This window comes from Streptococcus sp. A25, assembly GCF_043674095.1.
Taxonomy (GTDB): Bacteria; Bacillota; Bacilli; order Lactobacillales; family Streptococcaceae; genus Streptococcus; species Streptococcus suis_V.
In genome coordinates this window covers 11,971-30,764 of sequence record NZ_JBIMJO010000003.1, presented here as the reverse complement: position 1 = coordinate 30,764, position 18,794 = coordinate 11,971, and the positions used below count along the sequence as shown (strand labels likewise).

The following is an 18,794-nucleotide window of genomic DNA, read 5'->3' as shown; positions in this document are numbered from 1 at the left end:
GTCAGGACTTGCCATAGTCTTCCCCTCGAAAATTGGGCTGGATTGTGGTAAAATAATCCTAACAACATTCAAAGGAAATCAACATGTCAGATAAGTTTCAACTCTTGCTCCAACAGATCAATATGCCTCTCGATGATCGGCAATCAGAGGCTTTTTCATCTGGAAAGATTGAGAAGGTTGTCCTGCACAAGGTCAGCAAGCTCTGGGAATTTACCTTTCGCTTGCCTGCTCCCTTGCCCCTTCTGGATTATCAGCTTTTCAAGGCAAGGCTAGCTACTGAGTTTGAAAAGATGGGCAATAGGGTCCGTTTTGCCATTGTGACGGATTTGGAAGCCTATGACGGTGACTTGCTGGTGGCCTACTATCCGGAGGCCTTTACGGAGGGGCTCTGCCAGAGTGCTGGTTTCAAGGCCCTCTTTCAGCCGCTTGAAGTCGTCTATCGGGATGGTATTCTCTGGATCAAGGGACCTGAAACCATTGACACGGTTCATTTTCGCAAGAATCATCTGCCAAATCTAGTCGAGCAATACGCCCGTTTTGGCTTTGCAAATCTCAAGGTGGACATCGAAGTTTGTCAAACCATGACCGAGCAACAGGCTGCGGACTTCCAGAATCAGAATGAGCAAATTTACCAGCAGGCCAATGAGGAAAATCTGGCTGCTCTGGAACAACTAGCACAGATGGCGCCACCACCAGAGGCAGCTCAGCCATTTGTCCCAGAATATAAGAAGGCTAACCGGCCTGCCAAGGTAGCCATCGATAAGGCGGAGATTACGCCTATGATTGAGGTCGACAGTGAGGAAAACCGCGTGGTCTTTGAGGGGCTGGTCTTTGAGGCGGAGCACAAGACAACCAAGACGGGACGGGTCATTATCAACTTCAAGATGACCGACTACACCTCTTCGTTTACCCTGCAAAAATGGGCTAAAAATGAGGAAGAGGCCCAGAAATTTAGCATGATAAAGAAGGGGCAATGGCTCCGGGTGCGGGGAAATGTGGAGACCAACAATTTCACCCGTGATCTGACCATGAATGTCCAGGAAATCCAAGAAGTCAAGAAGGAAATCCGCAAGGACCTGATGCCAGAAGGTGAGAAACGGGTCGAATTTCATGCCCATACCAACATGTCAACCATGGATGCCCTTCCTGCCGTTGAGGACTTGGTGGCACGGGCTGCAGCCTGGGGGCACAAGGCGGTTGCTATTACCGACCACGGCAATGTCCAGTCCTTCCCTCATGGTTACCACGCTGCCAGAAAAGCGGGTATCAAGCCGATTTTCGGGATGGAGGCCAATATCGTTGAGGACTCGGTGCCTATTGTCTACAATGAGACGGATTTGGTTTTGTTAGATGCGACTTATGTAGTCTTTGACGTGGAGACGACCGGACTTTCTGCGGTCAACAATGCTCTGATTCAGATTGCGGCATCTAAGATGTACAAGGGCAATATTATTGCAGAATTTGATGAATTTATTGATCCGGGGCACCCACTCAGCCAGTTCACGACCGAGTTGACGGGAATTACGGACCAGCATGTGCAGGGGTCCAAGCCCTTGGAGCAGGTCCTGCGGGAGTTTCAGGAATTCTGTCAGGACAGCGTTCTGGTTGCCCACAATGCCAGCTTTGACGTCGGCTTTATGGATGTCAACTATGAACGGGCGGGTCTGCCGACCATTACGCAGCCGGTCATTGATACGCTGGAATTTGCCCGCAATCTCTATCCAGATTTCAAACGGCACGGTTTGGGGCCGCTGACTAAGCGGTTTGGGGTTGCCTTGGAGCACCACCACATGGCCAACTACGATGCCGAGGCGACTGGTCGTCTACTCTTTATTTTCTTGAAAGATGCACTCGAAAAGCACGCTATTGCCAATCTCAATCAGCTCAATCGTGACCTGATTGCTGAGGATTCCTACAAAAAAGCCCGCGTCAAGCATGCGACGGTCTATGTGATCAATCAGGTCGGGCTGAAAAATATCTTCAAGCTGGTTTCCCTGTCCAATACCCAGTATTTTGAGGGTGTTCCTCGGATTCCGCGGACGGTGCTGGATGCTCATCGAGAAGGCTTGATTTTGGGAACGGCCTGCCAAGAGGGTGAAGTCTTCGACGAACTCTTGTCCAAGGGCATTGACGATGCGGTTAAGAAGGCTACCTACTATGACTTTATCGAGGTCATGCCTCCAGCCCTCTACGCGCCCATGATTGCCAAGGAGCAATTCAAGAACATGGGCGAGATTGAGGAGACCATCAAGCAGTTGATTGAGGTCGGTCGCAGGGCTAATCTGCCTGTTCTTGCGACGGGTAATGTCCACTATATTGACCCCGAGGAAGAAATTTATCGTGAAATTATTGTGCGGGCCTTGGGCCAAAGTTCGCCGATTAACTGGACTATCGGCAATGGTGAGAATGCCCAGCCTGCTCCCCTGCCCAAGGCGCATTTCCGTACTACCAGTGAAATGCTGGATGATTTTGCCTTCCTAGGCGAGGCGCAGGCGCGTGAGATTGTCATCACTAATCCAAATGCCATGCTGGACCGTTTCGAGGATGTGGAAGTGGTCAAGACTGACCTCTACACGCCCTATATTGAAAAGGCAGAAGAGACAGTGGCGGAGTTGACCTACCAGAAGGCTTTCGAGATTTATGGCAATCCTCTGCCGGATATTATTGACCTGCGAATTGAGAAGGAATTGACGTCCATTCTGGGTAATGGATTCGCCGTGATTTACCTGGCATCGCAGATGTTGGTGCAACGGTCAAATGAACGGGGCTACCTGGTTGGTTCACGGGGGTCTGTCGGCTCCAGTTTCGTTGCGACCATGATTGGGATTACCGAAGTAAACCCTATGCCTCCTCACTATGTCTGCCCCAACTGCCAGCATAGTGAATTTATCACAGACGGTTCCTATGGTTCGGGCTTCGATATGCCGGATAAGCCTTGTCCCCAGTGTGGCAACAAGTACAACAAGGACGGACAGGATATTCCCTTCGAGACCTTCCTTGGTTTTGATGGGGACAAGGTACCCGATATTGACTTGAACTTCTCTGGTGATGACCAGCCCTCTGCCCACTTGGATGTGCGAGATATTTTCGGCGCGGAAAATGCCTTTCGGGCAGGAACGGTAGGTACGGTTGCGGCCAAGACAGCCTACGGTTTTGTCCGTGGCTACGAGCGGGACTATGGTAAATTCTACCGTGATGTGGAAGTGGAACGCTTGGCTGCTGGAGCGGCTGGGGTCAAACGGACGACTGGTCAGCACCCAGGGGGAATTATCGTATTCCCTGACTACATGGATGTCTATGACTTTACGCCTGTCCAATATCCTGCCGATGATGTGACGGCCAACTGGCAGACCACCCACTTTAACTTCCACGATATTGACGAGAACGTCCTCAAGCTCGATGTCCTGGGGCACGATGACCCGACCATGGTTCGTAAATTGCAGGACTTGTCTGGCATCAATCCACAGACTATTCCGGCGGATGACCCAGGTGTCATGGCCCTCTTTTCTGGCACGGAAATTCTGGGAGTTACCCCAGAGCAGATTGGCACACCGACCGGTATGTTGGGGATTCCCGAGTTTGGGACCAACTTTGTTCGAGGTATGGTGGAGGAAACCAAGCCGACCACCTTCTCTGAATTACTCCAGCTGTCTGGTCTATCCCACGGTACAGACGTTTGGTTGGGCAATGCCCAGGATTTGATTAAGGCGGGAATTGCCGACCTATCTACCGTTATCGGTTGTCGGGATGACATCATGGTTTATCTCATGCACGCAGGTTTGCCACCTAAGATGGCCTTTAACATCATGGAACGGGTGCGGAAGGGCATGTGGCTCAAGATTTCCGAGGAAGAGCGAAATGGCTATATCCAAGCCATGAAGGATAACAAGGTACCAGACTGGTACATAGAATCCTGTGGAAAAATCAAGTACATGTTCCCTAAAGCCCACGCGGCTGCCTACGTTATGATGGCCTTGCGGGTTGCTTATTTCAAGGTTCACTATCCTATTTACTACTATTGTGCTTATTTCTCTATTCGGGCCAAGGCCTTTGATTTGGCGACCATGTCTGGTGGTTTAGATAAAGTCAAGGCTAAGATGGAAGAAATTGCCCTTAAGAAGAAAAACAATGAAGCCTCAAACGTTGAACAGGACCTCTACACCACGCTTGAATTGGTCAATGAGATGCTGGAACGTGGTTTCAAGTTCGGTAAGCTGGACCTTTACAAGTCTCATGCGACTGACTTCTTGATTGAAGAAGACACCCTCATCCCCCCATTCGTCGCTATGGATGGTCTGGGAGAAAACGTAGCCAAGCAGGTTGTGGCGGCGCGTGCCGAGGGAGAATTCCTCTCCAAGACAGAACTCCGTAAACGGGGAGGTCTATCTAGCACGCTTGTTGAAAAAATGGATGAGATGGGCATCCTCGGCAAAATGCCAGAAGATAACCAGCTCAGTCTCTTTGATGATTTGTTTTAAACACCTGTTCACTGTTTCTTTTGGAAGCAGTGAATTTTTTTAAAAAATGAAGTCAAACCTCTTGACTAATGTTGTTAATAGGTATATAATCTCTACATAGTGATAAAAAACTACTATGTAGTAACAATAAGAAAAGAGGAAACTATATGTCAAACTTTGCAAAACTTCAAGAAACTCGTCGTTCTATCTATGCACTTGGTAAAGAATTGCCAGTATCAAATGAAGAAGTAGTAGCACTCGTAGAGAAAGCCATGAAAGAATCTCCATCAGCTTTCAACTCACAATCAAGCCGTGCAGTTGTACTTTTCGGTGCTGAATCAGATGCTTTCTGGAACGAAATTGCCTACAGCGAATTGGAAAAAGTAACACCAGCAGAGGCTTTTGAAGCAACAAAAGGTCGCTTGGCTAGCTTTGCGTCAGGTGCTGGTACTATCTTGTTCTTCGAAGACCAAGATGTTGTCAAAGGCTTGCAAGAAAGCTTCCCACTTTACGCTGAAAACTTCCCAATCTGGTCTGAACAAGCTCACGGTATCAACTTGTACGCAGTATGGTTGGCTTTCGCTGAGAAAAATATCGGTATGAATGTACAACACTACAACCCATTGGTTGATGCACAAGTTGCTGAAAAATACGGTATCCCAGCTAACTGGAAACTCCGTGCCCAAGCACCATTCGGTAGCATTGCAGCTCCAGCAGCAGACAAAGACTACATGGCGGATGCTGACCGTGTAAAAGTTTTTGGTAACTAATACTCTGCGAAAATTGGAAATATCCGTTGTCAGTCTGTCCAGGTGAGTGTAAGACTGTCGGATAGAATCTGAGACTTCCTGTATCAGCAGGAAGTTTTTTTGTCAGTCTAGCTTCAAAATATGATACAATAATAGGGTATTTCAAAGTACAAAGGAGAAAAAAATGGTACTACCAAATTTTAAAGAAAATCTTGCAAAATACGCTAAACTCTTAGTTTCAACAGGTATCAATGTCCAACCTGGTCACACGGTTCAATTGACTATCGGTGTAGAACAGGCTGAGTTGGCTCGTTTGATTGTCAAAGAAGCTTACGCTCACGGTGCTAAGGAAGTCTTGGTCAACTGGTTGGACGATGTGATTGCGCGTGAACGTTTGGTCAATGTTGATGTGGAACTCTTGGAACAAGTTCATCCACAACGTATCACTGAAATGAACTATCTCTTGGAGCGTAAGGCCAGCCGTTTGGTTGTCTTGTCAGAAGATCCAGGTGCTTACGATGGCGTTGATCCAGAGAAATTGTCTCGCAACGCTCGTGCACTTAGCCAGGCTTTGAACCCAATGCGACAAGCATCTCAAGCTAACAAAATCAGTTGGACACTCGGTGCAGCCTCTGGTTTGGAATGGGCCAAAAAAGTCTTTCCGAATGCAGCGTCTGACGAAGAGGCAGTGGACCTCCTGTGGGACCAAATCTTCAAGACCTGCCGTATCTACGAGGAAGATCCAATCAAGGCTTGGGAAGAGCATGAAGCACGCTTGGTGGCTAAAGCTAAGGTCCTCAACGACGAGCAGTTTGTCAAATTGCACTACACAGCTCCTGGAACCGACCTCGTTCTCGGTATGCCGAAAAACCACTTGTGGGAAGCGGCTGGTTCGGTCAATGCCCAAGGTGAGAAGTTTATCGCCAACATGCCAACAGAAGAGGTCTTCACAGCACCTGACTACCGTGTGGCAGACGGCTATGTCACATCAACAAAACCACTCAGCTACAACGGTAACATCATCGAAGGTATCAAAGTAACCTTCAAAGATGGGGAAATCGTGGATGTAACGGCTGAAAAAGGCGATGAAGTCATGAAGAAATTGGTCTTTGATAATGCTGGTGCTCGCGGTCTCGGTGAGGTTGCACTTGTGCCAGATAAGAGTCCGATTTCTCAATCAGGCGTGACCTTCTTCAATACTCTCTTTGATGAAAATGCCTCAAACCACTTGGCGATTGGTCAAGCCTATGCCTTCTCTATCGAAGGTGGTACAGAAATGAGCCAAGAAGAGCTTAAAGAAGCAGGCCTTAACCGTTCTGATGTCCATGTGGACTTCATGATTGGTTCTAACAAGATGAATATTGACGGGATCCGTGAAGACGGTACCCGTGTACCAATCTTCCGTGACGGCGAGTGGGCTATCTAATGATATTTGAATGAAACTGGGCAAAAAGCCCAGGATCACTTCTCAGAGTTCGTATCAACATCTCAGCGCAGTGGTTGATTGGCAGATTTGTTCGTGTTTTGCACTCCAAATCTGACCTAATCAACTGTGCGGGGGTGGGAAGACGAACTCTTTTTGACCTAGTCGAGTTCTTTCCCACTCCCATTTTGTAAATAAGGAGGAATACAGAATGTTATCAAGTATTATCGCAGGTGCTATTATTGGCTTAATTGCTGGGGCTTTGACCTCATCAGATGACCGTCGTGGCTGTATAGGAAATATCATCCTTGGACTTGCAGGTTCATGGATTGGACAGTTGCTCTTTGGTGATTGGGGTCCACAGTTTGCTGGTATGGCCCTGGTACCGTCAGTCTTTGGAGCAGTATTGCTGGTGGCGATTTTTTCTGAAAAAGTCGGATAAATTTACTGGTATGCCGATATTATTAAAAGTTGCTTTTCATAGCTTTCGTGTTATAATAGAAATAGAAAAAGGTAGTTGCGATAACAACCACCTGACGTAGAACCGTTAAAAAGACGGTGACTCGTTTATATTAGACTATAACTCGTCCAACAACTCGGTCAAAAGTGGGGACGGGTTATTTTTTGTCATTTTCTTTGAAGATTTTATAGCACAAGCTGATTAAAGCAATGGTAAAGCCACCAAAAGCTAGAATCGTTTGTACAACTTCAAAAGCTGTCAAAAGAATGCTCCTCCTTTCTGTTAGATTTTGATGAATTGCCCATAGGCATCACCTCACTTTCAGAAACTCAAGAGCCACCGTCTTCACTTTTCTACTAAATAATTATATCATAAAATGCAAATATGTATTATATTTCTGGTATGCTGAAAACATTCTGGATAGAAGATGTTATCAAGTATTATCGCAGGAGCCATTATTGGCTTGCTTGCAGGTGCTCTTACTTCGTCAGATGACCGTCGTGGCTGTCTTGGAAATATCATCCTTGGACTTGCAGGTTCATGGATTGGGCAACTGCTCTTTGGTGACTGGGGTCCACAGTTTGCTGGTATGGCTTTGGTACCGTCAGTCTTTGGAGCAGTATTGCTGGTGGCGATTTTTTCTAGTAGTCGAAAAAGCTAGATAGGAAGTAAACTATAGTTTCATGAAGGTTTAAAAAATGAATAAATGGCATTTTATGAAAGAAAAAAGAAACTATTAGTTAAACCACCTCCCAAAAGATAGCAAAGTCGGTTATAATAGATGACATAGATATACAGAAAGGGAGGAATCCTATGTCAGATTTGCATCCATTTGGCCGTACTTTTAAAGAATTGAGAGAAAAGCGAGGATTATCTCTAAAGGAAGCGGCTGGAAGTATTGTGAGTCCACAATTTCTCAGCCAGTTTGAAAAAGAGGAGAAGGGAATCAGTGTTGAGAACTTCAGTCGTCTCCTGATTTCGATCGGTGTCACCTGGGAGGATTTTGCCTTTCGTTATCAAGGGGATAGTATCGATTATTATTTGCAAGTTTGGGCAGAAAATAGACGACAACAGGTCAACAGTCTTGATTTTCGTCAACAGTTTAATGAACAAATGGGGGATTATGTTAAGGATAATCCCGAACTCAAGCAATTAATGTTGGACTTGGTTGCATACATGTTTACAGACTATAGTAAGGGTAGCAATCTGGATAGGAAGAAGGAGATAGAAGAAAGGATGATTCATCATCTGAAAAAAATCACCTTTCTCAATGTCCTAGAACATGACTTGCATGTGCAAATTTTTCAACATTGTTCCTATGAACTCAATGAAAAAATGACACAGTTTTATCTAGATACCTATAAAACTACCAAGAGTTTTGATACAGCTATTCAGTCCCTCTTGAATCTGGGGTTTATGATTGATTATTTTTCCGAAAAAGGCTACTATCTCAAGGCTGGGACCTTGGCTGAAGAAATCAAGAATTTCCCCCACCCTGCCAAGCATTTTTTGGTTAGGGAATTATGTCGCATCGAAATGCGGGCTGTTTACAATCTTCTACGGCAAAATGATAAATCCGCCATCCCTCGTGCCCGAAACATCATTACCTATCTTGAAGCAGATACCAATCTCATACCCACCGAGGCCAATATGCGCCGGTTAATCGAATTTCGGGAAATCTTTAATAAACTCAATAAAACCGGAATTGATTTGACCGATTCAGTCGGTCATCGATATTAGTAAGGAGCAGCCTTGGCTGCTTTTTTCATTTTCAGAATGAGAACTAGATGAAACTATAGTTACCTGTATTGAAAAAATCAGAAGAAATTTCCGCTTTACAAGTTAAATTGAAACAATAGTTTGCTTGGCTATTTTTAAGAAAAAAATATTTGATAGACTATTGGGGAGATCCTCTCTCATTCGTGCATTGTTACCCCTCCAGAGATAGTGGATGTCTATCCATCAAGCAAAAGAAAAAAGGCATTGAAAAGCAACTAAAAATATACAAAAAATCAAGCAAAACCGCTTGACAAAAGGCTTCGGGGGGGGGGGTACAATAGTAGTGATACAATATAAAAGGAGCTTATATGAATAAGAAAGACTTGTTAAAGACAGTGACCCTTGCCTCAGCCGTTCTTGCAACAGGAGTGGTTAGTTTCTCAGGTGTGGAAGCAAGTGCCGATACGCTGGACACGACACCAACAACAGCTAACGAAACTGCAACACCGAGGACCAATCAAGTTACAGCCGAGCAAGTAGCTGCTGCAAAGACAGATGTGAACACTGCTGAGGAAGCAGTGAAAAATCAAGAATCAGTAGTGTCCAGTGCTTTATCTGATAAGCAGGCAGCACAAACCGCTGAGACAACAGCACAAGAAGCACTTGTAGCTGCTCAAGCAACTGCAGAAACCGCAACACCAGAAGCTATTCAAGCAACAGAAGCTGAAATTGTTGAAGCAGAAACTACCGTTTCAGAAACTGAAGCCTTGCTTGAATCAACAAAACAAGAAGCATCAACAGCACAAACACAAGCTGACCAAGCGCAAGCAGTAGCTGACACAGCAAACACAGCTTATACTGAAGCTCAAGCACAGGCAGACGCAGCTCAAGAAACTGTTTCACAATTGGAAAACCAAACAGTAAACGTTGAACAAGCTCAAGCTAGTGTAGATACAGCAAAACAAGAAGTGGCTACAGCAGAAGCAGCCGTAGCTGAAGCAGAACAAGCCTTGGTTGAAGCTGAAGCAAAAGACCAAAACTTGGCACAAAAAATTGCAGACGCTAAATCAGCCCTTGACACAGCTAAAGAAGCTGAAAGCAACGCTCAAACCACAGTAGTTGGTTTGGAAGCTCAAGTAACTGACACAGCAAATAAAGTGACAGAAGCTCAAGAAGTAGTAGATTCCCTTCAAAACGAAGTATCTTATACGGTTGATATCAATCTGCCACAAAACGTAAAAGATGCTGTTAAGAAATTCCTTTCCGAAACACGAACACTGGAATCCGTTGCTGAGTTGAAACAGGTTATTGAATCAGCGCAGATTGAAGAAAATCTAGAACAACATTGGAAACTTAATATTACTGGTGGTGATGAAATTGTAGATTTGGATAATTTGACAACCAAACAAATTGAGCAATTAAACCGGTTCGCAGTAGATATTTATAACACCTTAGCTGAAACCATTGGATTGACGACCATTACAGCCAACACAAAAATGATTGAATTGGCGAAAGTCCGAAGTGAAATGTATGATGCGAAAGATTCAGAATTTGAACATGATTTTACAATCTTACGCGAAAGTGAAAAAGTAGTATTCCCAAATACAACAATCACAGCGGGTGAAAACCTAGCATACACGATAACTAGAACCGCACCAACATTGCGTGACTTGATGGAAGAACTCAACAAATCGATGGTCTATATGACACTAATTGACGAACACAGCAACTACGGTCATTGGCGCAATTTCAATAACGCTAAAAGTATTGGACTATACGTTCACGATGAAGAAAGTATGGACATGGGCTGGCAGTCAGTTAACTATAAACCATGGTACGTTTTCGCAACATATACAGACCAGTTCACACTTGACGGCTTATTCACAAACGCCGTTAAAGCTAATGAGTTAGTACACGCTGCAGATGTAACCTTCGCAAGCGACACACGCGCCCTAACAGCAGCGAAAACACAATTGGCAATTGCTAATGTGGCACATAACCGAGCTAAAGCTGATTTGGCTAAAGCGGTAACGGCTTTAAATGAAGCGAAAACCGAAGTTATAAACACTACAACCGAATACAATCGTTTATTGTCTACCGAAAGTGAAACAACAAAAGCTCAAGCGAATTTGGATGAAGCTAAAACCAAATTGTCAGAAGCTAAAGCGAAATATGACCAAGCTGTGGATGCCCTAGATGCTCTAACAGCCCAAAAAGCTGAACAAGCTCAAAAACTGGCTACTGCTAAAGCAGTTCTTAACCAGGCTCAAGCTAAGGCTGCTGACTTGTATTCAGACTATCTAGCTAAACAAGCCAAAGCTGATGAGTTGAAAACAAAAGTAAACCAACTCAACCAAGATGTTCAAAACTTGGAAACGGACTTAGCAAATGCCAAACAAGAAGTGGTAGATGCCAAGGCAAAACTCTTAGGATTACAAGAAGCTGAAGAAAACTTGGTCAAAGCACAAGAAGCCTATGACAAGGCTGTGAAAACCAGAGAGGAAGCATGTGCAGTATATCAACAAGAATCTGCTAAGTTGACCGAATTACAGGATAACTACTCCCTTGCTGTCAAACACTACCTAAATCTCCTGAACCTTTACAATCTCCAAGAACAAGTGAAGGCTCCGACAGAGGGAACTGGTGATGACCAAGGAACAGTGAAAAACACAGGTACCCCAGCACCGATTGGTACAAATACACCATCAAATGTATCAACTATAAAGACAACTGGAATGGCGCCTACTTCTAAAGAGCAAACTCGATTCCTTGATGTAGAAAAAGCTCCAGTTCAGGCAGCTAGCCTACCACAAACAGGAAGTAACGAAAGTATCTTGTCTAGCTTAGCTGGTTTCACGGTACTAGGTTTAGGGTTATCCCTTGCAATCAAGCGTCGGAAGAATACCGAAGAATAATGGTAGACAACACTCTTCGTTATCAATTTAGGAATACAAGATGAAGAAGAGTGTTCTGCCTTTTTTACAAAGAAATTCAGTTTTGGGAAAAAATGAAACTGCGAAACGTATTTTTATGGAAATACTAGTCCAAAAATTATTTGAAATCTTAAAGGAGTAACAATGTCTAAGTACGATAAGTTGAATGAGTTTATGATTGAAGAGTTTCTGAAACGAACTCCTTACAAACTCTTGGCCAAAGAAGGTCCGAGTGGAAGTTTGAAAGCCCGTTTTAAGCTGGCAAACGGCAATATTAACTTTTATTCCAATGGTTCGATCACTACGGACGGGAAAGAAGCCTTAAAATTGAGCCAGCTATTAGCCCACTGGAATGATAAAATTAAAAATCCTCAGAAAACCATCTTTATCGTCTATGCATTTCAGAACATTGAAAAAAAGAATGAAGTGCAGCGGTTGCTGATTGAATGGGGCTTTAATGTTGAAGTGATGGAAGACCGACCTGGGAATGGAGTTTCTCTCTTGAATAAATTGGAGAAATCTGTGGCCAAGGCGGATTACGGGATCGTGCTTTTATCACCAGATATTGAGATTGAACCAGGGAAGTTTCTACCTCGTCCAAATGTTATGATTGAACTTGGTTTGCTACTGGGCTATTTAAAAGGCTCAGAGCATCGTATCTCGGTAATAAATTATAAAACAGATAAAGAGGTTGTAGAAATAGCATCGGATATTCTAGGTGTTGCCTATGAAGAATATAGTCCAGCAACAATTGCTACAAAATTGATGAATGAGGTTTATCATCTGTATGAATTTGTAGAAGAGAATTAGAATTACCGGGATAATAGTTCACACATTTTTCCTTGCTATGCAGGCTAGGAGACTAAGAAAAGAAATGGAGTTTACATATGAAAAAGAAATTGTTCAGTTTTACCTTGCTGTCGGCAACCCTACTGTCACTAAGTGCATGTGGCTTGAGCAATGCGACTAGTCAATCTGGTTCGGAAGTGACAGAAACCGGCGAAGCGACTAACTCACAAACAACAGCTGCATCATCAGAGGCTACTACTCCGAATTTAGACCTTGATACTTCGAATTTAAAACTAGTTAGAAATTCTCAAGAGGAAAACTACACTATAGTGGATAATATTGAGGACTATGTTGGAACCTATAAGGGATACGTTACTACTACTGATGGTATTTCTGAGGTTCAGACGGCAGTCTTTGAAGACGGAACCTTTCAAAGTATAATTACTCCATTACAAACTTGGGGCTCAGAACGATATTATTTAGATGGTTCGGGAGTTGTAAAGGAATTTAAAGGAACAACTGTTGATGGAGCAACTTACGACTATGTGATGGATATTAAATATGATAGAGGGGTATTGGTTGAACAGTTCGGCAATGTGTATCTAGTACCTACTATCTCTTCTAAAAGATTAAATGTTGTAGTAGATGAGACCGGGCAGATAAACTATACAGACTCACTTTTGTCTACAGCTTTACTCTCATACAATAAACCAATAAGTACGGATGAAGAATGGTCAGACTTTTATCAAAATCTAAAAAATGATTTTGAGGATGATAGCACACTTTACTTGGATAATTTAGATTTAAAGTCTTACTTTGCTGATGGCGAGTACTACTTGTCATTTAATCATAATAATAAACATTTACAGGTTAAAGATTTGGAAGGGGAAGTTTCTGACATTGTCAAAAATTCACTCACGGAATCTCTAAATAAGACAGATGTTTCTGAGTATGTTTCCAGTCCAAATGCCTTATTAAATTTGACGCATTTTACTCGAAATATTAGAATTGCAAGTTTAGAGAATGGAAAGTCACAATTTGAAATTATCCCTCCTGGGACAGCAGTCTATGACAAAAGTACTGGTGAGCAGTATGAAGTGATTTATGGTTTTGTATATCAAGATGAATTTGAAACTTCTGGTTCCAAAACCTTTTATGCATATGTGGGAGATGTTTTCAGAATCATTGATGGAACTGAGGAAAATGGGAAATATATAGGAAATCCTAACGCTTTACTAAACAATTTTTAGGTAGTTTATTTTGGGAATAACTTTTCGAATATCACCATAAAATGATAGTCACACTGTTAGGTGCGTATTCACAAATAAGACACTATTGGATGGACAAATTCAGATAGTGTCTTTGTTTCAAAAGGAGAAATTTATGAAAAAGATTTTACAATTAGTATTTTTGACAATCGTTGCAGTCGTTTTAACAGCTTGTGCCCCATCTGTAGATGGCACATATAAGGGTCAAGCTGACGGAGCAGAGTATGTCCTTGTAGTGGATGGTAAAGATGTTTCAATGGACGTGACAGCTATGATTTTTAATATGGAACTAGAAGGGACTATCGATACCTCTAAGAAAACGATGGACTTGTCTGGTTCAATGATGGGACAAGACATCAATGAAACAGTAACCTATACTCTTAAAGATGATACAATAACACTCGAAATTCAAGACAATACTATCACGCTAGAAAAAGAAAAATAAGTTTCTTGTAGTAGGAGTGAAACAATGAAAAAGTATCTAACACTGGGGCTTGCACTGGCCAGTTTATTCTTGTTCAGTGGCTGCAAGTCAGAAATCGTTCAGCAACTGACGGGTGGTAACACAAGTTCATCAACTAGCAATTCAAGTACTGTCGAAACAAGCTCATCTACCACTTCTTCGACTAGTTTGGAAAGCAGTTCGTCAACCAGCTCAAAAGCGAGCACTAGTTCAACTTCTAGTTCCACGACTAGTAGTAGCCAACAAGAGACAGTGACGAGCTCAGCTGAAAGAGACTATGAGAGTCTGTATGCAGAAACGCTCACAAAAGTTGCTGAGGATCCAGAAGGGACAGTTACCCACTATGCCTTTTATGACATTGATGGCAATGGAACCAAGGAATTGTTTACAGGTGTGCAGGACAGTACTGGTGCTATGTACGGAGCAGCAGTTTACTATCTGAATCAATCTGTTTCTACCTATCTGGCTCACTCTGAAGTTGCGCCAGTAGGTGGCTATCGGGCCAGTTTTACTATCAATTCAGACAGAACTGTGACCCAGTATGAATGGACTTCCTTTAGAGGAGAAGGGATTAAAAAGACCTATCAACTAGCAGCAGATGATAGCGCAGCTATCTTGCTGGAAGAAAAAGAAATCATCATGGGAAGCGCAGAACAACAGGCTGAGGCAGACCCCTATCCTCTGGATTTGGCTATATTAAATTGGCAGGTTTTGGAAGGTCGGTAATTAAAGGATCAAGGATTAGTTTTGATTGGTATTGAAGTTGATAATGTAGAGTATCAATGGATTTATTCCTATGTTTGGCATCTTAGAATAACCCTCATTTTACATTTGAATTGGAGGGTAGTGGGAGTCAAAAGAGAAAGGGTTTAGGATGGTAACAGAAATTAGAGTAGGAACAAGTGAAGGCTGTCTGAGCTTTCGTGATGCAGTATTGAATCAATCAGGTGACGTCAGAATATATCTAGAACCAGGTCACTATGAGTTTGACAATGGTTATACCTTGCGAAGTAATTATGAGTTTATTGCAGAAGGCGATGAACTCGGATCGGTCGTATTTCAAGGTACATTTAGGCTCGAAAATAACGCAAACCTTATCCTTCGCAATATTCTCCTAGTTGGAGATTTTAAAAATAATATCATTAATGTTACTTCGGGCTGTTCACTGACTTTGGACAATTGTGAAATACATCGAACAGAATTGGTCCAAGATTATCCGGACTATCCAGATTCTACCTACTATCCACTTGTTTATGTTGATGGTGGAACAGCAACCTTAGAACAGACCAATCTTTTTGATGATTATTTTAAATTACCTATTCAAGTTCAAAATAATGGGATGATTCATCTTAATCAGTCCAATTTAGATGCCCTTCGTCTAATAAACCAATCACAGGCCGAGGTTATCGACTCGACGATTTATCGAATTTTGTCGGTTCAAGGTCAGTCCACCCTCCAAGCAAGTGGTTCTTTATCTATTTTCCAAGAGGATAATCGATGGGTAGGCTTGCATGCAACAGGTCAAAGTAATATTCAGATTGAACATCTTTACTGTGGAAGCCATCATCAGCTTGAAGCGAAAATTTTTGATAGTCAGTTACAGATAGATGAGTTAGAACTTCAAGAAGAACAAACTTTTCTCCTCAATCGAACGGAGACCTCAGCAGTTTTTGCGGATTTTGAGCCAGTTCAATGGGGCCTTTTGCCCCCTACGCAACCAGTGGTTAAGGAAACCTTACCTCCACAACCTAAGAAACCTGCAATTGAAGGAGAGCTAGTTGAAATTGATGTACGTCCTATCAACCAATATGAACGAACTGAGCTAATGGATGTTTTTGTTTTCTTGGAACACCATTTGGCGAATGTCCAGGCTCTTCGAAACCGAAATCAAGAGATAAGAAATTGGTATGCAAATCAAATTGAGATTGCGGGAACAGAAGTGTTGTCTGAGAAAGTAACCTCAGGAATCAACGGTGCGACCTTCATTATATCTGCACTTATCTTCATATCTGGCTTCTTTACAGGAGTAGGTGCTTTCGGTTTAATTCTATATTTGGTTTTTCTTGGAGGTGTGATTTACGTCGTCTCAGAGTATATTGCTCCGATAATTGGCGGAATTGTTAGAATGATTGATCCTACTAAGAGAGCCCGTGAAAACGAAATGAATCGATTGCGTGACGAGTTGAATCAGAGTGCAGAAATTGCAGCTAATAATAGTGAAATCTCAAAAATACTTAATGAAAATGCCTATCAATTCTACATTAAAAAAATCCCTCAAAGTTTTCAGAATCTGAATGACATTATTGGGATTTGGGTTTTGTTGAGGGATTTGCGTGCTGATAATTTTAAAGAGGCTGCCAATCTTGTACGTGAAGAACAATTTAGAAATAAGATGCTGGCCTCACTCAATGTCTTTCAGCAGCAATTGGCAAATATTTCTGTTCAACTGGATGAAGTCAACGAAAATATTACTGAGTTGAATCGTTTAAATAAAGTTCAACTTGCAATGTTGGCGAAGGTTGATGCTTCAATTTCGGCTGGTAATCACCTTGCTAAAGAAAATAATAGAATTGCCGAGGAAAGAAATAGATTATTAGAGCAAGGGATTACTCTTAAGTGGTAGTTTACTAATCTAACGATATATTCGTTGTAACCAAGTCTCTGAAGGGGCTTGGTTTTATCTGTAGCGTGATTTTTTTGAATTGCCGTATTGTTCGGATTTTTCAGAAAATTTCCATTTTTCTATTGACAAGTGAAAATAAGTAGGGTATCATAGTAAACAATTAAAACACTGAAAGGAAAAGTCAAATGAAACCTGTCACTACAAAATTCTTTGCTTTGTTGTTGCGACGGTCGGGCTAGTGCTGAAAGAATGCATTAGTCCTGTTTGGCTTACCAAGCGGGCGCTGTTGAAAAACATCTCGCTGGTCTTCGAGGTGTTTTTCTTTTAACTTAGAAAGGTATGTTTATGCGAGTTATTGAATTTCTAGATACCAGTCTGCGGGATGGTGAACAGACGCCTGGTGTGAATTTTTCTATCAAGGAAAAAGTGACCATTGCCAAGCAGTTAGAAAAATGGGGAATTTCTGCCATTGAAGCGGGTTTTCCTGCGGCCAGTCCTGATTCATTTGAAGCGGTTCGTCAGATTGCGGCGGCGATGACCAAGACAGCGGTGACAGGTTTGGCTCGGTCAGTCAAATCAGACATTGATGCTTGTTATGAGGCCCTTAGAGATGCCAAGTATCCGCAGATCCATGTTTTCATTGCGACCAGTCCCATTCACCGTGAATTTAAACTTCAAAAGACCAAAGAAGAAATTTTGGCGCAAATCACTGAACATGTCAGCTATGCACGTGAGCGTTTTGAAATAGTTGAGTTCTCGCCAGAGGATGCGACGCGGACGGAGTTGGATTATTTGTTAGAAGTGGTGCAGACAGCGGTAGATGCTGGTGCGACCTACATCAACATTCCAGATACAGTCGGCTTTACGACTCCTCAGCACTACGGAGAAATATTTCGTTACTTGACAACAAACATCAAATCGGACCGTGAGATTATTTTCAGCCCACATTGCCACAATGACCTAGGTATGGCAGTTGCCAATACCCTTTCAGCTATTAAAAATGGTGCCGGTCGTGTCGAGGGAACTATCAACGGTATCGGGGAGCGAGCAGGAAATGCGGCCCTTGAAGAAGTAGCAGTTGCCCTTGAAATTCGGAAAGATTTCTACGATGTAACCAGTCCTATTGTTTTGAAGGAAACCCTAAATACTTCAGAATTGGTATCTCGCTTTTCTGGGATTGCCATTCCACGCAATAAGGCGGTGGTTGGTGGCAATGCCTTCTCACATGAATCCGGTATCCATCAGGATGGTGTCTTGAAAAATCCATTGACCTATGAAATCATTACACCTGAGTTGGTAGGGGTCAAGAAAAATTCTCTGCCACTCGGTAAACTCTCAGGTCGCCATGCCTTTGTGGAGAAACTGAAAGAGCTGGACCTCTATTTTGAAGAGGCAGATGTAGCGACCCTCTTTGCTCGTTTCAAGAGCCTGGCTGACAAGAAGGAAAAGGTTACTGATACCGATATTCGTGCCCTGGTAGTTGGAACAGAGATTACCAATCGTGACGGTTTCCAATTCAAGGACCTGCGTCTGGATACCCAGGACGACGGTAGCATCCAGGCTCAGGTGACCTTTATCAATCTGGATGAGGAAGAGGTCTTGACGACAGGGACTGGACAGGGTTCGGTTGAGGCTGTGTTCAATGCGGTCGATCAATTCTTCCAGCAGGACATCAGCTTGGAACGCTACCACATTGACGCCATTACAGATGGAATTGATGCTCAGGCGCGTGTGCTGGTAGCCGTAGAAAATCAGGCAACGGAGACAGTCTTTAACGCCTCTGGTATTGACTTTGACGTGCTCAAGGCTTCAGCTATTGCCTATATCCATGCCAATGTTATGGTGCAGAAGGAAAATAGTGGTCAGATGGACAAGAAATTGTCTGAGAAAGAGTTGCCACAGATTTAGGA

The 18,794-nt window shown here is 43.0% G+C and carries 14 protein-coding genes; 13 read left to right on the top strand and 1 reads right to left on the bottom strand.

The window, feature by feature from the left end:
• The first annotated feature begins 83 nt into the window (after positions 1 to 83).
• The 4 genes from ACHBID_RS01895 (at position 84) to ACHBID_RS01880 (ending at position 7,071) form a co-directional block, all read left to right on the top strand.
• Entirely contained in the window at positions 84 to 4,478 is a 4,395-nt protein-coding gene (locus tag ACHBID_RS01895; RefSeq protein ID WP_105160278.1) for a PolC-type DNA polymerase III, read from the top strand.
• 146 nt (positions 4,479 to 4,624) lie between these two features.
• Positions 4,625 to 5,227 carry a nitroreductase family protein gene (locus ACHBID_RS01890; protein WP_105160279.1) on the top strand — a complete coding sequence of 201 codons (603 nt, stop codon included), beginning with the start codon at positions 4,625 to 4,627 and terminating at the stop codon, positions 5,225 to 5,227.
• Positions 5,228 to 5,390: 163 nt separating this feature from the next.
• On the top strand, positions 5,391 to 6,632 hold the full coding sequence (locus ACHBID_RS01885; protein ID WP_394731546.1) for an aminopeptidase: 1,242 nt from the start codon (positions 5,391 to 5,393) through the stop codon (positions 6,630 to 6,632).
• Positions 6,633 to 6,840: 208 nt separating this feature from the next.
• Positions 6,841 to 7,071 carry a GlsB/YeaQ/YmgE family stress response membrane protein gene (locus ACHBID_RS01880; protein WP_394731545.1) on the top strand — a complete coding sequence of 77 codons (231 nt, stop codon included), beginning with the start codon at positions 6,841 to 6,843 and terminating at the stop codon, positions 7,069 to 7,071.
• A gap of 175 nt (positions 7,072 to 7,246) precedes the next feature.
• On the opposite strand, the gene ACHBID_RS01875 is transcribed toward ACHBID_RS01880, so the two are convergent.
• Positions 7,247 to 7,387 carry a putative holin-like toxin gene (locus ACHBID_RS01875; RefSeq protein WP_105111299.1) on the bottom strand — a complete coding sequence of 47 codons (141 nt, stop codon included), beginning with the start codon at positions 7,385 to 7,387 and terminating at the stop codon, positions 7,247 to 7,249.
• Between the two features lie 129 nt (positions 7,388 to 7,516).
• Between ACHBID_RS01875 and ACHBID_RS01870 the strand changes: the two genes are divergently transcribed.
• The 9 genes from ACHBID_RS01870 (at position 7,517) to ACHBID_RS01830 (ending at position 18,792) form a co-directional block, all read left to right on the top strand.
• The gene (locus ACHBID_RS01870) at positions 7,517 to 7,750 is read left to right on the top strand and encodes a GlsB/YeaQ/YmgE family stress response membrane protein (RefSeq protein ID WP_105111298.1); all 234 of its coding nucleotides are present in this window, start codon (positions 7,517 to 7,519) and stop codon (positions 7,748 to 7,750) included.
• A 152-nt stretch (positions 7,751 to 7,902) separates the two neighbouring features.
• Positions 7,903 to 8,829 carry a helix-turn-helix transcriptional regulator gene (locus ACHBID_RS01865; protein ID WP_105111297.1) on the top strand — a complete coding sequence of 309 codons (927 nt, stop codon included), beginning with the start codon at positions 7,903 to 7,905 and terminating at the stop codon, positions 8,827 to 8,829.
• A 347-nt stretch (positions 8,830 to 9,176) separates the two neighbouring features.
• Positions 9,177 to 11,723 carry an SEC10/PgrA surface exclusion domain-containing protein gene (locus ACHBID_RS01860; protein WP_394731544.1) on the top strand — a complete coding sequence of 849 codons (2,547 nt, stop codon included), beginning with the start codon at positions 9,177 to 9,179 and terminating at the stop codon, positions 11,721 to 11,723.
• 192 nt (positions 11,724 to 11,915) lie between these two features.
• Entirely contained in the window at positions 11,916 to 12,551 is a 636-nt protein-coding gene (locus ACHBID_RS01855; RefSeq protein WP_394731543.1) for a TIR domain-containing protein, read from the top strand.
• A gap of 77 nt (positions 12,552 to 12,628) precedes the next feature.
• Positions 12,629 to 13,780, top strand: coding sequence for a hypothetical protein (locus tag ACHBID_RS01850; protein ID WP_394731542.1), 1,152 nt, complete (start codon positions 12,629 to 12,631; stop codon positions 13,778 to 13,780).
• 133 nt (positions 13,781 to 13,913) lie between these two features.
• On the top strand, positions 13,914 to 14,243 hold the full coding sequence (locus ACHBID_RS01845) for a hypothetical protein (RefSeq protein ID WP_394731541.1): 330 nt from the start codon (positions 13,914 to 13,916) through the stop codon (positions 14,241 to 14,243).
• A 24-nt stretch (positions 14,244 to 14,267) separates the two neighbouring features.
• Complete coding sequence (locus ACHBID_RS01840; RefSeq protein WP_105206517.1) at positions 14,268 to 14,987, top strand: hypothetical protein; 720 nt, start codon at positions 14,268 to 14,270, stop codon at positions 14,985 to 14,987.
• Positions 14,988 to 15,135: 148 nt separating this feature from the next.
• Positions 15,136 to 16,884, top strand: coding sequence for a hypothetical protein (locus ACHBID_RS01835; RefSeq protein ID WP_105206518.1), 1,749 nt, complete (start codon positions 15,136 to 15,138; stop codon positions 16,882 to 16,884).
• Between the two features lie 345 nt (positions 16,885 to 17,229).
• Positions 17,230 to 18,792: a 2-isopropylmalate synthase gene (locus ACHBID_RS01830; protein ID WP_394731540.1), complete on the top strand. Its 1,563-nt coding sequence runs from the start codon at positions 17,230 to 17,232 to the stop codon at positions 18,790 to 18,792.
• Positions 18,793 to 18,794: the final 2 nt, after the last annotated feature.

Bases quoted from the DNA above. Each gene is read 5' to 3' on its own strand.
- ACHBID_RS01895 (WP_105160278.1), top strand. From the start codon at position 84: ATGTCAGATAAGTTTCAACTCTTGCTCCAACAGATCAATATGCCTCTC.
- ACHBID_RS01890 (WP_105160279.1), top strand. From the start codon at position 4,625: ATGTCAAACTTTGCAAAACTTCAAGAAACTCGTCGTTCTATCTATGCA.
- ACHBID_RS01885 (WP_394731546.1), top strand. From the start codon at position 5,391: ATGGTACTACCAAATTTTAAAGAAAATCTTGCAAAATACGCTAAACTC.
- ACHBID_RS01880 (WP_394731545.1), top strand. From the start codon at position 6,841: ATGTTATCAAGTATTATCGCAGGTGCTATTATTGGCTTAATTGCTGGG.
- ACHBID_RS01870 (WP_105111298.1), top strand. From the start codon at position 7,517: ATGTTATCAAGTATTATCGCAGGAGCCATTATTGGCTTGCTTGCAGGT.
- ACHBID_RS01865 (WP_105111297.1), top strand. From the start codon at position 7,903: ATGTCAGATTTGCATCCATTTGGCCGTACTTTTAAAGAATTGAGAGAA.
- ACHBID_RS01860 (WP_394731544.1), top strand. From the start codon at position 9,177: ATGAATAAGAAAGACTTGTTAAAGACAGTGACCCTTGCCTCAGCCGTT.
- ACHBID_RS01855 (WP_394731543.1), top strand. From the start codon at position 11,916: ATGATTGAAGAGTTTCTGAAACGAACTCCTTACAAACTCTTGGCCAAA.
- ACHBID_RS01850 (WP_394731542.1), top strand. From the start codon at position 12,629: ATGAAAAAGAAATTGTTCAGTTTTACCTTGCTGTCGGCAACCCTACTG.
- ACHBID_RS01845 (WP_394731541.1), top strand. From the start codon at position 13,914: ATGAAAAAGATTTTACAATTAGTATTTTTGACAATCGTTGCAGTCGTT.
- ACHBID_RS01840 (WP_105206517.1), top strand. From the start codon at position 14,268: ATGAAAAAGTATCTAACACTGGGGCTTGCACTGGCCAGTTTATTCTTG.
- ACHBID_RS01835 (WP_105206518.1), top strand. From the start codon at position 15,136: ATGGTAACAGAAATTAGAGTAGGAACAAGTGAAGGCTGTCTGAGCTTT.
- ACHBID_RS01830 (WP_394731540.1), top strand. From the start codon at position 17,230: ATGCGAGTTATTGAATTTCTAGATACCAGTCTGCGGGATGGTGAACAG.